The following is a 14,973-nucleotide window of genomic DNA, read 5'->3' as shown; positions in this document are numbered from 1 at the left end:
CGCCCTGGGCATTTTTCAGGCGCCATTGGGTTATTGGCGCTGTAAAAAAATCCCGCCACACTTGCGTGTGAGCGGGATTTTTTATGGGCAGCGCATGGCAACGCTTACCGGACAAGATACTGAAAAACTGGCGGGCGAATCACTCCATCGAGTCGCCTTCAGGCATACTATTGGCACCAATATAAACAGGAATACTCATGAGCCGAATTTTAATCTCCGGAAGAACCGGGCAAGTTGGCTATGAGCTCGAACGCAGCCTGCAAGGCTTGGGCGAGATCATCGCGCTTGATCGCAGTCAAATGGATTTGAGTAATCTGCAACAGGTACGGGACGTCATTCGCAGTGTGAAACCTACGCTGATCGTCAACCCTGCCGCCTACACCGCAGTCGACCAGGCGGAACGCGAACCGCAACTTGCACTGCGCATCAATGGCGAAGCGCCTGGCGTCATGGCAGAGGAGGCTAAAAAGCTTGGCGCCACGCTGATACATTACAGTACCGACTACGTGTTCGACGGGAGCAAGGACAGTGCCTATCTGGAAACTGATCCTACTTGTCCGGTGAATGTTTACGGCAGCAGCAAGCTGGCGGGCGAACAAGCCATTCAAGCCACAGGCGTCACCCACCTTATCCTACGCACCAGCTGGGTGTATAGCACGCATGGAAAAAACTTCCTGCTCACCATGCACCGCCTGGCCCAGGAGCGCGACGCGCTCAATATCGTGTCAGATCAATTCGGCGCTCCGACATGGAGCCGTACCATCGCCGACACTACCGCGCACATCGTGGCTCAGAGCCTGGCCGCCGCCGACCAGCAAGCGTGGTGGGACGAGCATTCCGGACTCTACCATTTGACGGCACAAGGAAAAACCACCTGGTTTGGCTTTGCCGAAGCGATCATGGCCCATGCATCGGTCACGAAAAAGCCGCAGCTGACACCCATATTGGCGTCCGAGTACCCGGTTCCTGCGCAACGACCCGCCAATTCGGTACTGTCGTCGCAAAAACTGATGGAGACGTTCTGCGGCTTACCCAACTGGCATGATGCATTACTGCTGTGCCAAAACTGAATACATCGGCCATCTCTCAGGCAAGATAGCCTTGCGGGTTCTGATGCTGCCAGCGCCAGTGGTCGCGGCACATGTCGTCGATATTTTTCTGCGCTTGCCAGCCCAGCAATTCCTTCGCTTTGTCGGCCGAGGCATAGCAGCTGGCGATGTCGCCCGGGCGGCGCGGCACGATGCCATAGGGAACCTTGCGGCCGCTGGCGGCCTCGAAGGCGCGCACGGTGTCGAGCACGCTATAGCCGTGTCCCGTGCCCAGGTTGACGGTAAAGCCGCCCTCGGTGGAAAACAGGCGGTTCAACGCCGCCACATGGCCCAGCGCCAGGTCGACCACGTGGATGTAGTCGCGCACGCCCGTGCCATCGGGCGTAGCGTAGTCGTTGCCGAACACGGCCAGGCGCTCGCGGCGGCCCACTGCCACCTGGGCGATGAAGGGCATCAGGTTATTCGGGATACCGGCAGGATCTTCACCGATCAGGCCACTGGCATGCGCGCCCACCGGGTTGAAGTAGCGCAACACACCGACTTGCCATTGCGTGTCGGCATGCACGAGATCGGCCAGGATCTGCTCGACCATCAGCTTCGAGCGGCCGTACGGATTGGTCACGGACAGGCGCGACGTTTCCAGGATCGGCAAGGCTTCCGGATCGCCATACACGGTGGCCGACGAGCTGAAGACAAAACGCTTCACGTTCGCCGCCGCCAGCACTTCCAGCAGCGCCACGGTGCCCGATACATTGTTGTCCATGTACATCAGCGGCTGGGCCACCGATTCGCCCACGGCTTTCAAGCCGGCGAAATGGATCACGGCATCGATGGCGTGCTCGCGCAAGACGGCCGCCATGGCCATGCGGTCGCGCACGTCCGCTTCATAGAAGGGCACGCTTTTACCGGAGATGCGCTCCACGCGCGCCATCGCTTCGCGCGCGCTATTACACAGATTATCCACCGCGATGACCTCAAAGCCTGCAGCCAGCAATTCGACACAGGTATGCGAACCGATGAAACCGGATGCGCCGGTCACGAGTATTTTCTTGGACATAATATTACTCAATGCAAAAAAGATAAGACTACCGTAATTCCCGCGCCCTGCCTAGCCAGCGCACGCTAGCGTGCGCATGAAAAAAGCCTGCGGCGTCACCGCGGCAGGCTTGTTCTCGTGCAAACGGCACAGGTGGGCAAACCGCCAAAGAAATTTACTTCTTGATGAACACCAGATCCCACACGCCATGGCCCAGCTTCAGGCCGCGGTTTTCAAACTTGGTCAGCGGACGATACGCCGGCTGCGGTGCATAAGCATCGGCGCTATTGCGCAGCTGCGGCTCGGCACCCAGCACATCCAGCATTTGCACCGCATAATCTTCCCAGTCTGTGGCGCAATGCAGATAGCCACCCGGCGCGAGCCGATCGGTCAATTGCTTGACGAATGGCGACTGGATCAGGCGGCGCTTGTTGTGGCGCGCCTTGTGCCACGGATCGGGGAAGAAAACGTGGATACCGGCCAGGGAATTGGCTGAGATCATGTGCGTCAGCACTTCCACGGCATCGTGCTGCAGCAGGCGCAGATTCGACAGCGACTCTTCGCCGATCAGCTTCAACAAGCTGCCCACACCCGGCGTATGCACTTCGACGCCGATAAAATCCTTCTCCGGCATGGCTTTGGCGATATGTGCCGTCGTCGCGCCCATGCCAAAACCGATTTCCAGGATGACCGGCGCCTTGCGCCCGAATACCTGCTCGAAGTCCATGGATTCCTTGGCGAAAGGCAACAGGAACTGCGGCCCCAAGGTCTCAAGCGCGCGCGCCTGCGCGACAGACAGCCGTCCCGCGCGGGTCACGAAGCTGCGGATGCGGTGTTCGGTCGGATCGTACATCATCGGCCGCGCCGGGCCGTTTGCTGGGATATCAGAGGACATGGGAATGAAGAAAATAGTGGCCGTGCCGCACAAAACCAGGCGCCAGCGAAAAATGGAGCGGGTGAAGGGAATCGAACCCTCGTCGTAAGCTTGGGAAGCTTCTGCTCTACCATTGAGCTACACCCGCGAAGCCTGCATTTTACGCGGGATGGGAAGGACTTGGCAAACTTGTGCGGCGCTTTTGAATTCATCAGCAATCCTTGCGGAAATTAATAAAAAATATTAAATTCGCATCGGCATGCCAACGTTTTTGTTGATGCTGAACAACATCGTGGGAAGTTTGGTGCAGTGAATGGCCTGGTATACGGCTAAAATAAAAGAAATTATTGTCGCCCTGAACGGTGTGGCGCAGACTAGTCGAAGAAATGTTGCTACAATCGAGTGACAGTTTAGCATTCCCGCTGTTCAACCTAAAAGGATATCCCATGAAGAAAATTCTGATCGCTTCGGCAATCCTGTGCTTCGCTTCCGCACAAGCCATGGCTCAATCGGCACCAGCTCCTGCACCAGCAGCAGCTGCACCAGCAGCTGGCGCTACTGGCGCCGCCGCAGCTGGCACTGTTGCCGGCCTGAGCACGAGCGCCCTGATCGCCATCGGCGCAGCAGTTGCCGTTGTGGCCGGTGCAGCAAGCTCGGACTCGACCACCGCGCACACGACCCCAAGCCACGCCAAGTAATCTGTTGATGCCTTTGGCTGAGACAGACAAGGCCAAGCCACCGGGCTGACGTCAAGCCGCACAACGCTGGCCTGGTCCCACGAGAAGCAAGCCTTGTCATACAAAGCGCCACTTCCTCGATAAAAGCCCCTTTTCATTTTCTTGAAAACGGGCTTTTTATTTTTCTTCAATGATGCGCGCGCTGTTAACGCCAGCCTTTCCTATTCCTGATGCTTGGTCCTCTCCATGTGCGGGCGATACGCATCTGTTTTCAGAAAGAGCATCGGTCGTCAGGAAAATGAGTCGCCCTGACCAATCATGCATAGTTAATGAAAAACCAGCCTTTCCATAAACGCATGGGGTTTGCCCTGCAAGGCTTGAGTTCCGCCTTCCGCATGGAATCGAGCTTCCGGCTGCAATGCCTTGCTGCCCTCATGGTATTGATCGTACTGGCCTGGAACCGACCGGCCATGATCTGGTGGGCTTTATTGTTGCTCAACTGTGGCATGGTCCTAGCGGCGGAGCTCTTCAACACCGCCCTCGAAAATTTGATTGATCATATCCACCCGGCCCTCCATCCCTGTATCAAGACCGTCAAGGATTGCGCCGCAGGCGCCGTGCTCATTCTCAGTCTCAGTGCCATCTGCGTGTTTGTTGCTTTTTTGCTTGAAAACGTTGTGTGCTAAGGGGGAATACTGGGGGAGCAAACTACAATACAGGACGCGCTAGAATACCTGCCTCTCAGATTCCATAGAGTCGGGAGAAAATACAAAGATTCCTGTAATTCATTAAAATACTGCCCCTGCTTGCAACATTGATTTTTTGGCAGCATGTATGTCCGCCTCCTGTTGAAGAGCGCGGCAATCCGGGCAAGTTTTAGTGGATGCCGAATGACCAATCATTCAGCTCTATCCAATATTATTTACATTGAAGCATAAATGACTATTCCCCTCCTACCGGTAATTCTTTGTGGTGGCTCCGGCACACGTTTATGGCCGCTTTCGCGCGAAGCATTCCCAAAGCAGTTTCTGCGCTTGTCGACTCAGGGCAGCATGCTGCAACAAACGCTGCAGCGTCTGGCCGGCATCGACAATATGTCGCCAGCATTACTGGTATGCAACGAATCTTCACGCTTCATTGTCGCGGAGCAGGTGCGTGAAATCGGCCTGGAACATAGTCGCATGTTACTTGAGCCCATGCGCCGCAATACAGCACCGGCGATCGCCTCAGCCGCCCTGCAGGCGATGGAGCATGGCGAAGATCCGCTATTGTTGGTGTTGCCATCGGACCACGTCATTCTGGATACCCCGGCTTTCCATCGAGCAATCGCGCTGGCGCGTACTGCTGCAGAGGCAGGTAATTTGTTGACTTTCGGTATCACACCAACGTCTCCAGAAACAGGATACGGCTATATTCGCACCGAAGGCACTGCAACCGGGCAAGTTCAGCGCGTACTTGAATTCGTGGAAAAGCCGGCCTTGGCGCTTGCAGAACAATATATCGCCAGCGGTGATTACTTCTGGAACAGCGGCATGTTCCTGTTCCGCGCCAGCCGCTACCTGGCGGAGCTGGAATGCTTCCACCCCTCCGTCCTGGCCGCGTGTCGCGCTGCCATCAGCGCCGCGAAAAGCGACCTCGACTTCATCCGCCTGGACCAAGATGCCTACGCGGCCAGCCCCGATATCGCCGTCGACTACGCCGTCATGGAGCGCACCAGCCATGCGGCTACCATCGCCCTTGATGCCGGTTGGAATGATATCGGTTCCTGGAAAGCCGTACTCGACGTGGCAAAAAAGGATGCCAGCCAGAATAGCACCCAAGGCGACGTGCTGGTCCAGGATTGCAACGATTGCCTGGTACACAGCAGTAGCCGCCTGGTCACCGCCATCGGCATGCGCAATACCGTTATCGTGGAAACCGCCGACGCCGTGCTGGTCATGGATGCGGATCAGGCACAACAGACAAAAACCATGGTCGCACAGCTGATTGCCAGGGAGCGTCCCGAGGCCACCATGCACCGTGAAGTCTTCCGTCCGTGGGGCTCCTATGATTCCATAGGCAAGGGCGATCGCTTCCAGGTCAAGCGGATTACTGTCAAACCTGGCGCCAAGTTGTCATTGCAAATGCATCACCATCGCGCCGAGCACTGGATCGTGGTATCCGGCACAGCCCAGATCACCAATGGCGACAAGGAATATTTGCTGACCGAAAACCAGTCCACCTATATCCCCCTCGGCGTCGTCCATTCTCTGGCCAACCCTGGCAAGCTACCGCTGGAATTGATTGAAATTCAATCGGGCAGCTACCTTGGGGAGGACGATATCGTCCGCTTTGAAGACCGCTACGGCCGCGCTTGAGCAAGTCGGCATACAATCGCCATGCATGCGGCACCGCAAGAGTTCACACAGAAGTTTATAAGGTTTAGCAAGTCATCATGAAACCAATCGAAGGCATCTTTGTACCAGAAGTGAAATGGTATTGCAGCAACAGGGCAGAAAAATATTTCCTCACCTTTGCCGATGCACTTGCCATGTTCATGGCATTCTGGCTCGCTGGAAAATGGACACTCGATGCCGGGGACTTGAACAGCTTCGGACTGGATAGCTCGCGCCTGCTCAGTTACAGCCTGCTATCCGTGGTAATCCTAGCTATCTTCAAACTGAAGGGCCATCATGCCAAACGCCGTCCGTACTCGAATGAAATCAAGGAGCTACTGAAGATCGCCATGGTCATGGGCTTGATCGACGCGGCCCTGGTCTTTCTCGACAAGCGCGACTCCTCGCGCGAGGCACTCTTGGCTACCTGGCTGCTGGTGCCGTGCTGTGTGTTGCTGCTGCGCGGCCTGGTCAAATACCTGCTGATGAAAGCGGGCGGCTGGATACGCCCCATGGTCATCATCGGATGGGGTGACAATGCCTTGCAAACAGCACGCGCCTTCGATGAGGAAGCATTGATGGGCTATCGCCTGATTGCGTTCCTGATCCCGGAAGGCCAAGACCGTCTGGAGCATCATTATGTCAATCGCAGCAAGCAATCTGTGCCCTGCATTCAACTGGGTGAGAACCCGGAACAAACACTCAAGCTGCTGGGCGACCCGCATACGGTTGTCGCCCTGGAGCAAGGCGGCATCGATGCCTATCAAAGCATGATCCAGCAGGTCAGCCGTTGCGTTGCCAATATGCAAGTAGTACCAGCCGTACGCGGCCTGCCCCTGTACGGTATGGAGGTCAACCATTTCTTTACACATGAAGTCTTGCTGCTGACCATGCGCAACAACCTGGCGCGACCAGGTTTGCAGCTGATTAAGCGCTGCTTTGATCTGACGATGTCGATCACCGTGATGATCGTCGGCGCCCCCATCCTGCTGTGGATTGCGGCCAAGGTCTTGGCATCGGGCCGTCCCATCTTTTACGGCCACAAACGCGTGGGGCAGAATGGCAAGCATTTTCTCTGCTACAAGTTTCGCACCATGGCCGTAAATGCCGACGTCTTGCTCAAGGAGCTACTGGAGCATGATCCTGCAGCCCGTGCCGAATGGGACCGTGATTTCAAACTGAAGAACGATCCTCGCATCACCTCAATCGGCCACTTCCTGCGCCGGACCAGCCTCGATGAACTGCCGCAGCTATGGAACGTCTTGAAAGGCGAAATGAGCCTGGTCGGTCCGCGCCCGGTTGTCGATGCCGAACTGGAACGCTATGGCAACCAGGTCGACTATTATCTTGAAGCCAAACCCGGGGTCACGGGCCTATGGCAAGTCAGCGGCAGGAACGACGTCAGCTATGATACGCGCGTTTATCTGGATGCCTGGTATGTCAAGAATTGGTCTTTATTCAATGACATTGTCATCCTGCTGAAAACGGTCAAGGTCATTTTCAAGAAAGATGGCGCGTATTAATCACATTGCCAACCAGATATAGTTGCATTTTATGAATGCCCGACTACTCTCGCGCTCGAGATCAGCCGACGAGGGGGCATTCCAGTAAAAAAGGATAACAGCATGATTTTAGTGACTGGCGGCGCCGGCTTCATCGGTTCCAATTTTGTACGCGACTGGCTGGCGCTCAACGATGAGCCCGTAATCAATTTTGACAAACTGACCTATGCTGGCAATCTCAGCAACCTGGCCAGCCTGGAGCAAGACCCGCGGCATATCTTTGTACGCGGCGACATTTGCGATACCGCCCATATCTCCCGCCTGCTGGCAGAATACCAGCCACGCGCCATCGTGCATTTTGCCGCGGAAAGCCATGTCGATCGCTCGATCCATAGCCCCGGCGAATTCATTTCGACCAACGTCAACGGCACCTTCAGCCTGCTTGAAGCGGCACGCGCTTACTGGTCCGGCCTGGCGGGCGAAGCCAGGGACGGCTTCCGCTTCCTGCACGTCTCGACCGACGAAGTCTATGGCACCCTGGCACCGAATGACCCGCCATTCACGGAAACGACGCCGTATGCGCCAAACAGCCCGTACTCGGCATCGAAAGCGGCGTCTGACCACTTGGTGCGCGCCTACTTCCATACTTACGGCATGCCGGTGCTCACCACAAACTGCTCGAACAACTATGGCTCGTTCCATTTCCCGGAAAAACTGATTCCGCTCATCATCAGCAATGCCCGTGCCGGCAAAGCCTTGCCTATCTATGGCGATGGCATGCAGGTGCGCGACTGGCTGTACGTGGGCGACCATTGCTCGGCGATCCGCCGCGTCCTGGAAGCGGGACGTCTGGGCGAGGTCTATAACGTGGGCGGCTGGAATGAAATGGCCAACCTGGAAGTCGTGCATACCCTGTGCGACATCCTCGACACGCTCGATCCGAAAGCTGCCGGCAGCTACCGCGAACAAATCACCTATGTGCAGGACCGCCCTGGCCATGACCGCCGCTATGCCATTGATGCACGCAAGATCGAGCGCGAACTGGGCTGGAAGCCGGCCGAAACCTTCGCCACCGGCATCCGCAAGACGGTGCAGTGGTACCTGGACAACCAGGCCTGGGTACGTGACGTCCAATCCGGTGACTACCTGAAATGGGTAGAGAAAAACTACGCGACGCGCGACACGGCCCTGGAGCAGCAATAATGGGAGCAAGCATCGAACGCAAGGGCATCATTCTGGCCGGCGGCTCCGGCACGCGCCTGTATCCCGTCACCATGGCCGTATCGAAGCAGTTGCTGCCCGTGTATGACAAGCCGATGATCTACTATCCGCTGACCACCCTAATGCTGGCCGGCATACGTGACATCCTGATCATTTCCACGCCGCAAGATACGCCGCGCTTCCAGGAGTTGCTGGGCGATGGCAGCCAGTGGGGCATCAAGCTCAGCTACGCCGTGCAGCCGACGCCGGATGGCCTGGCGCAAGCGTTCATCATAGGCCGCGAATTCGTTGGCGATGCCCCATCGGCCCTGATCCTGGGTGACAACATCTACTACGGCCACGACTTCGAATCGCAATTGAGGCAGGCATCCGCACGTACCAGCGGCTCGACGGTGTTCGCTTACCACGTACACGATCCGGAACGCTACGGTGTCGTCGATTTCGATGAGCAACGTCGCGCCATCAGCATTGAGGAAAAACCGCTCAAGCCAAAATCGAACTACGCCGTCACCGGCCTGTATTTCTACGACAGCCAGGTGTGCGATATCGCTGCCAGCATCGTCCCGTCACCACGTGGCGAGCTGGAAATCACGGATGTCAACCGTACCTATCTGGAGCGTGAGCAATTAAACGTCGAACTGATGGGGCGCGGTATGGCCTGGCTCGACACTGGCACGCATGAATCCTTGCTGGAGGCTGGCCAATTCATTGCCACCATCGAGAACCGACAAGGCTTGAAGGTTGCCTGCCCTGAAGAAATCGCCTACCGTCGCGGCTATATCGACGCCGCCAAACTCGAGGCATTGGCGCAACCTTTGAAAAAGAACGCTTACGGTCAGTATCTGCTGCGTCTGCTCGAAGAAAAAATATACTAAAGCCTGAACGGCTCATTTCATACCATGCAAATTCAAACCACCGCCATACCAGACGTCCTGATCCTTGAGCCCACCGTATTCGGCGACGACCGGGGCTTTTTCTACGAAAGCTTCAACCAGAAGCGCTTTGCCGAACTGACCGGCGTCACGCGCGATTTCGTGCAGGACAATCATTCGAAGTCGGCCAAGGGCGTATTGCGCGGCCTGCATTATCAGATCCAGCAGCCGCAAGGCAAGTTGGTACGCGTCACCGCTGGCGAAGTGTTCGACGTTGCCGTCGACCTGCGCAAGAGTTCGCCGACCTTCGGTCATTGGGTCGGCGTGACCTTATCAGCTGCTAATAAACGCCAGTTGTGGATACCGGAAGGTTTCGCCCACGGCTTCGTGGTCACCAGCGACAGCGCCGAGTTTCTGTACAAGACCACCGACTACTGGGCACCGGAATTCGAACGCAGCATCCTGTGGAATGATCCTGCCATTGGCATCGATTGGCCACTCGCTGGCGAACCGCTATTGTCGGGCAAAGACAGGGTCGGAACGCCCCTGTCAAACGCTGACGTATTTATCTGAGTCGAAAACCTGTCCAGGGGTACAGCGCTACTCGGCATCGTAGCCGTACGGCGTTTATCGAGAAGCCCATCGGGATTGGTCGCAGCAAAGGAATCGGGTTACGGTCAATCAAGCAGGACCTCATCCGCAACATCATCTATCACGGATCAATAATCACGCAGTTACCACACAATCAAGCTGAGCAGGGACGCGTTCCAATAGTGATGCAGTTCAATGCACGATGCGTAACTAGTGACGAGAAGCGCAAAATATCCATTAAGTACTAGTATATTTTTCTGTCCTCCGTCGCCCTCGAAATAGATGCCAACTCAACCTGTCAGGTTAATTGCCACCACCACGGCAATCCAATATCAAGCCGTCAATAAATTTGTCAGACAACTTCCTATATTGGCAGGACGCGGTTTAGATTGGAAAAGGCGTTCCCCAGTGCAACGTGTAACACTGCGGTCAATGGACAGAATCTGGGTCGTAAGCCATCGACTTAGGCAGCGTCTCCGGTTCACGTTTAACACAGCTGAGAAGCTGTAGGTGATGGAATGGTGGCTCCATGACCGGGATCACGGAACACCCAGTGCGCGCTACTAGCGTGCCCAATGATGCGGTTGGCAACAGACGACCCGTTCATTTTTGAGTCGCCACGCGGTTGCTGATGGATCACGCTGTAGTTTTTACACTTGGTTTTAGAGGTTACTTCACTTGTTTAAACAAGAAAAATACGATTAACATTAACTAAAAATTTCATCATACTTCTCAAAAATTGATTTTTTTGCGTATATATCGTCGAATAATTTTTTACAATTATCAGAATAATGTTTGTTTTTTATCGGGTCACATAACTTCAATACAGACTGACTGAAATCATCCCATGTATTGGCTAATTCACCATGTACACCATGAATAAAATCAATTCCCTCGACACCAATGTCAGTTGAAATAATTGGCAAAGAACATGCCAAAGAATCAATTATTTTCAATTTAACACCCGAACCAAAAGCTAAAGGTGCAATCAACGCGCAAGCGTTAGACAACAGCGGTGATAACTGTTCGACACGCCCCAGAAACCTCACTGCCGGACCAAAAGGTTGACCACACTGATGAAGTTCGTCCGTGACCCCGCCTCCGATGATAGACAATGTCGCGAAGGGATTTTGTACTAATACTTCTGGAAACACCGATGTCAAAAATACCTTCAAACCCGCCGCATTATGCGGCAAATTCATCGATCCTAAAAATATGAAGTTAGGCTTGCCATCCCAATTTCGCGCCACAATTTCGGTAGCCGGCAAAAAAGGCGGAATCGCCATAAGGCGCATCTCACCATGACGTTTCTTGAAATAATCAACTTCACTGGAACTGATCAACAGCGATATATCGAAGTCGGAAGTAGCCTTGATTTCTGAATTTTCGATAATATTCGCTTCATATTTAAGAATAAATTTCTTCAATGGATCAAATTTATCAACAGCAAATCTTAAAAAGGAAGGTATGTTTTTCTGAAAATTACCAAATACACCGATCGATTTCAGATCGGAGGCAGCCATACGCATATATCTCAGCGAAAAGAGGTCATCTAGGTAAACAACCTTGCGCGCACCCGAAAATTGCAGGCTACCCGCATATTGTGCTAGCCGCACAGTATCAAAAATCACCATCTCCGGCCTGTACTCAGCGATCAGATCCTGCATTCTTTCCCGAATTTTACGACTATAAAAAAAACATTCCTGAATACTTTTTACACGCCTCAATAAAGTGTGGTTCAGCAGGTTGAAAATTATAAAAAGCAATGATGGGCGTTTAATCGTTGAAATGATTTTATTTCCGCCAAGGGATTCCCCGACCACCACCACATTGAACGATTTTCCGTATCTCTCTTGCAGATAATCAAATATTCCTGAAAGAACAACACTTTTGCCATTATTACGAGGTGATGGATCAATCGTCGTAAAAAAAAGGACTTTCGTCATTTACAATCCTATTACTAAAAAACTGGAATAGATAACAATCATTCCATTTCCCATATGTAGACACGCACCGAATAAGACTTATCCAGAGGATAACCTCTGAAAAATCCCACAACAATTATATAATATTATGCATATTGCAAAAAAACAAACAATACTAAAAGTACATAATAATTTTCAAAGAAACATCAAAAATCTTCTTCCAACGCCTTTATATAATTTAGCATATACTCATCATGCTGCGTAAAGTTATGTTCCAACACTTTCTTTGAGCGATGCAAATTTAAAATACCTTGCAGTTTTTCGTCAGAATAGACATTAGAAAATTTCTCCACCAAATCATCAATACCTTGATAAGAAAATCTAACATCCTCAACCAGCTCTGCCTGCCCACATGAGTTAGGTACCAGAGTCAAGCACCCAAGGCGCTGCAACTCCAATGCCGATATTCCGTAATGCTCGAATAAGGCGCAATGTAATCCCCATTTACAAGAGGAGATCGTGTCCTCTAGTTGTTCACGGTTCAACCCCTGCTTCCACTCCACATAACTTTTATCTGCAATCAGTTTGTTAATATCTGCAGCATATGCAGGATCGGCACGACCGATAATCAATAAGTCAATTGCGATACCACGCTCTCTTATTTTCCTAACAAACTCAACAGCGAACTCAATACGTTTTCCAGGCACAACACGTCCTAGCACTACGACAGTATCGCGACGCGCCGACCACCAACCGCCAAGCACATCATGAGTAAAGCACTGTTCTGTCTTTGCACCCATATACGTGTAATCCACCGCTATACCAGGGTAATGGCGCGTCACCTGCCCCATCGTCCACTTTGAATTTGCAAGGGCTGGAATTTTTTCCACATGCTGTCGACTCCAACCGGAAATCAACCGACACGATTGCACATACACCATGCGTGCCAGTCTGCGACTCAACTTGTGTGCCTGTTCCCCCAGATAGCTCAAGCTTTCAGCATCATGAAAAAATATTGGCACATGAATAAACTGAAAATTTTTCTTGCCGCTGACTGTCAACTCTCCGTAGCTGGAAACAACAAGATCATATTGTGATACGTATGACTTTGCTGCCCGTAATGCCACCGCATATCGTAGCAAGGATACCTTTCGGGATTTGATAAGCGACTGGAAAAATGGAAATGCCCGTATTATTTTCAGACGGTTTTCATCAATAGTAATACCAGACCAATCAGATAACGTTTTGGCGTTAAGCGCAGCTCCACAGTGCACGACATCGACGTCATATCCAGAACGCATTAGCGTATTAATTACGCGAATAGCGAAAAGTTCCGCGCCACCGAAGCTATAAATATCATTATGGATCAAAAGACATTTTTTTTTCATTATTTTCAGTTCTTAGTATATCAATATTTTTTAAAGTACTCGAAGAACTCATGCCGCCTCATACCATAAACAGAACAGACTAGTTGAATATCAACCATGATCTTTTTTAACATAGCCTTGATGTATAAGATAAGAAATGATAAGCCAATAAAATGGATATGTAATTGCTGCTTGCCACAACGAACAAATAAGAAGAAAAGCAATGACCAATAATCGAAACTCGCGCGGCAGGGCAATTAGCGGCCTACAAATAAATATAAAAATTATGAAGTAAAATAATAATCCTACATAACCGCCATACAAAATTATATTAAAAAATGGTGTTTGCGCAGAAGATCCCTTGTCGATAATATCAATGGACCGGAAGGCACTGCTCAGCCAGTCTGGATAAACTGTTGATGACGGTCCGGCAAAACCAAATGTACCGGTACCAAAATGCGCCCCTATCCCCTCATACCAACCAGCGGCGTTTGATACAAAACGGACGACAGAAGAAGGTTCAAGCAACAACCAGTTTGCAAGAAAATCACCATCAAATGCAGAAAGTGCAAAATTGAAAAAAACTCCCAGTCTGGAATTTTCCTTAAACATGATGAATGCAGAGACCCCAGCAACAGTCAATATCATTAATACATATATAATAATTTTTGATTTTCGTGATTTCCCGCCGTGCATTAAAAACTGGTTCAATAATATAAGCATGGAAAATACAATTCCGGTGATCGACAGGGTAGCCACCAACAAAATTGCAATTAATGCAAACAAAAATCCTTCTCCATCTTTTATTTCATCTTGGGTTCTATTCAATAAGTACATAATGTACAAACCAAATAAATTCAAAGAAGCATACGAAGGTTCCGAGGAGAAAAACGAGTTAAATCCATAGTAATAAATCGCCCCTCTGGGGAAAAATACTCCTAATACCGCGCGTGTTGGAGATGATGCAAGTAGTCCACATATAATTACAAAGAACAATAAGATAACAACCCAGCGCATCACCCAAGAATTGCACAATGGAATTAGTCGCCAGCCAAAAAGGATATAGCTTATCAACACAAAAATTTTCAGCGCGGATGCCAAATCAGTGGTAGCACCGAATGCCAAGCCAATTGCCGCCATCAACAAAAGGACCGATGCTGCCAGCATTAGCCGAAAAGATAATTTACCATCCTGCAAAAATGCCATTATCGCCAAGGCCATCAATACAATTGGTTGATATTCCCCCATAGGCAATATTTCAAAATTAACCGTCAAAAAACCGAACAACAACAGAGAAGATAACAGCAACTCTCTTGGTGATAAGGGTATTTTTCTAAAGATATTGATCATTGATAAATCCAGGATATTGATCTTGCGGCGCCTCTAAAAATTCAGCACGTTCAGTTCGCATGTTAATATTTCGTCGCACTCTTGTCGCAATCAACGCTTTTAAATATTTTCCACGAAATACTATCTGTAAACAC

Annotated in this window: 13 protein-coding genes and 1 tRNA gene; 8 read left to right on the top strand and 6 right to left on the bottom strand. The window is 51.6% G+C overall.

Going from position 1 to position 14,973, the window contains the following annotated elements:
* Window positions 1–197 precede the first annotated feature (197 nt).
* Window positions 198–1,070, top strand: a complete 873-nt coding sequence (gene rfbD / locus AC07X6_RS00070; RefSeq protein ID WP_494789670.1) for a dTDP-4-dehydrorhamnose reductase — start codon at window positions 198–200, stop codon at window positions 1,068–1,070.
* A 16-nt stretch (window positions 1,071–1,086) separates the two neighbouring features.
* On the opposite strand, the gene galE is transcribed toward rfbD, so the two are convergent.
* The 3 genes from galE to AC07X6_RS00055 all read right to left on the bottom strand — a co-directional run bounded on the left by galE (window position 1,087) and on the right by AC07X6_RS00055 (window position 3,107).
* A complete protein-coding gene (gene galE, locus AC07X6_RS00065) occupies window positions 1,087–2,106 on the bottom strand; it encodes a UDP-glucose 4-epimerase GalE (RefSeq protein WP_494789669.1) in 1,020 nt (339 codons plus the stop codon).
* A 154-nt stretch (window positions 2,107–2,260) separates the two neighbouring features.
* On the bottom strand, window positions 2,261–2,941 hold the full coding sequence (gene trmB / locus AC07X6_RS00060; protein WP_494789883.1) for a tRNA (guanosine(46)-N7)-methyltransferase TrmB: 681 nt from the start codon (window positions 2,939–2,941) through the stop codon (window positions 2,261–2,263).
* 92 nt (window positions 2,942–3,033) lie between these two features.
* A tRNA-Gly gene (locus AC07X6_RS00055) sits at window positions 3,034–3,107 on the bottom strand.
* A 298-nt stretch (window positions 3,108–3,405) separates the two neighbouring features.
* Here AC07X6_RS00055 and AC07X6_RS00050 point away from each other — a divergent pair.
* The 7 genes from AC07X6_RS00050 (at window position 3,406) to rfbC (ending at window position 10,179) form a co-directional block, all read left to right on the top strand.
* Window positions 3,406–3,657 carry a hypothetical protein gene (locus AC07X6_RS00050; protein ID WP_230539130.1) on the top strand — a complete coding sequence of 84 codons (252 nt, stop codon included), beginning with the start codon at window positions 3,406–3,408 and terminating at the stop codon, window positions 3,655–3,657.
* Between the two features lie 308 nt (window positions 3,658–3,965).
* Entirely contained in the window at window positions 3,966–4,322 is a 357-nt protein-coding gene (locus tag AC07X6_RS00045) for a diacylglycerol kinase (protein WP_230539131.1), read from the top strand.
* 252 nt (window positions 4,323–4,574) lie between these two features.
* Window positions 4,575–5,993, top strand: coding sequence for a mannose-1-phosphate guanylyltransferase/mannose-6-phosphate isomerase (locus AC07X6_RS00040; RefSeq protein WP_494789668.1), 1,419 nt, complete (start codon window positions 4,575–4,577; stop codon window positions 5,991–5,993).
* A gap of 77 nt (window positions 5,994–6,070) precedes the next feature.
* On the top strand, window positions 6,071–7,534 hold the full coding sequence (gene wbaP / locus AC07X6_RS00035; protein WP_494789667.1) for an undecaprenyl-phosphate galactose phosphotransferase WbaP: 1,464 nt from the start codon (window positions 6,071–6,073) through the stop codon (window positions 7,532–7,534).
* A gap of 102 nt (window positions 7,535–7,636) precedes the next feature.
* A complete protein-coding gene (gene rfbB / locus AC07X6_RS00030; RefSeq protein ID WP_494789666.1) occupies window positions 7,637–8,716 on the top strand; it encodes a dTDP-glucose 4,6-dehydratase in 1,080 nt (359 codons plus the stop codon).
* A complete protein-coding gene (gene rfbA, locus AC07X6_RS00025; RefSeq protein WP_494789665.1) occupies window positions 8,716–9,609 on the top strand; it encodes a glucose-1-phosphate thymidylyltransferase RfbA in 894 nt (297 codons plus the stop codon). Before rfbB ends, rfbA begins: the two co-directional genes overlap by 1 nt.
* 24 nt (window positions 9,610–9,633) lie before the next feature.
* Complete coding sequence (gene rfbC / locus AC07X6_RS00020) at window positions 9,634–10,179, top strand: dTDP-4-dehydrorhamnose 3,5-epimerase (protein WP_494789664.1); 546 nt, start codon at window positions 9,634–9,636, stop codon at window positions 10,177–10,179.
* A 725-nt stretch (window positions 10,180–10,904) separates the two neighbouring features.
* Here rfbC and AC07X6_RS00015 read toward each other — a convergent pair.
* The 3 genes from AC07X6_RS00015 to AC07X6_RS00005 form a co-directional block, all read right to left on the bottom strand.
* Window positions 10,905–12,143, bottom strand: coding sequence for a glycosyltransferase family 4 protein (locus AC07X6_RS00015; protein ID WP_494789663.1), 1,239 nt, complete (start codon window positions 12,141–12,143; stop codon window positions 10,905–10,907).
* 185 nt (window positions 12,144–12,328) lie between these two features.
* Window positions 12,329–13,510: a glycosyltransferase family 4 protein gene (locus tag AC07X6_RS00010; RefSeq protein ID WP_494789662.1), complete on the bottom strand. Its 1,182-nt coding sequence runs from the start codon at window positions 13,508–13,510 to the stop codon at window positions 12,329–12,331.
* A 90-nt stretch (window positions 13,511–13,600) separates the two neighbouring features.
* Window positions 13,601–14,839 (bottom strand): hypothetical protein, encoded by a 1,239-nt coding sequence (locus tag AC07X6_RS00005; protein ID WP_494789661.1) that lies wholly within the window; start codon window positions 14,837–14,839, stop codon window positions 13,601–13,603.
* Window positions 14,840–14,973: the final 134 nt, after the last annotated feature.

This window comes from Janthinobacterium sp. GW460-12-1-14-LB5, from assembly GCF_059423585.1.
Note: the sequence above shows the minus strand (reverse complement) of the source record. Positions and strands in the feature narration are given on the sequence as shown.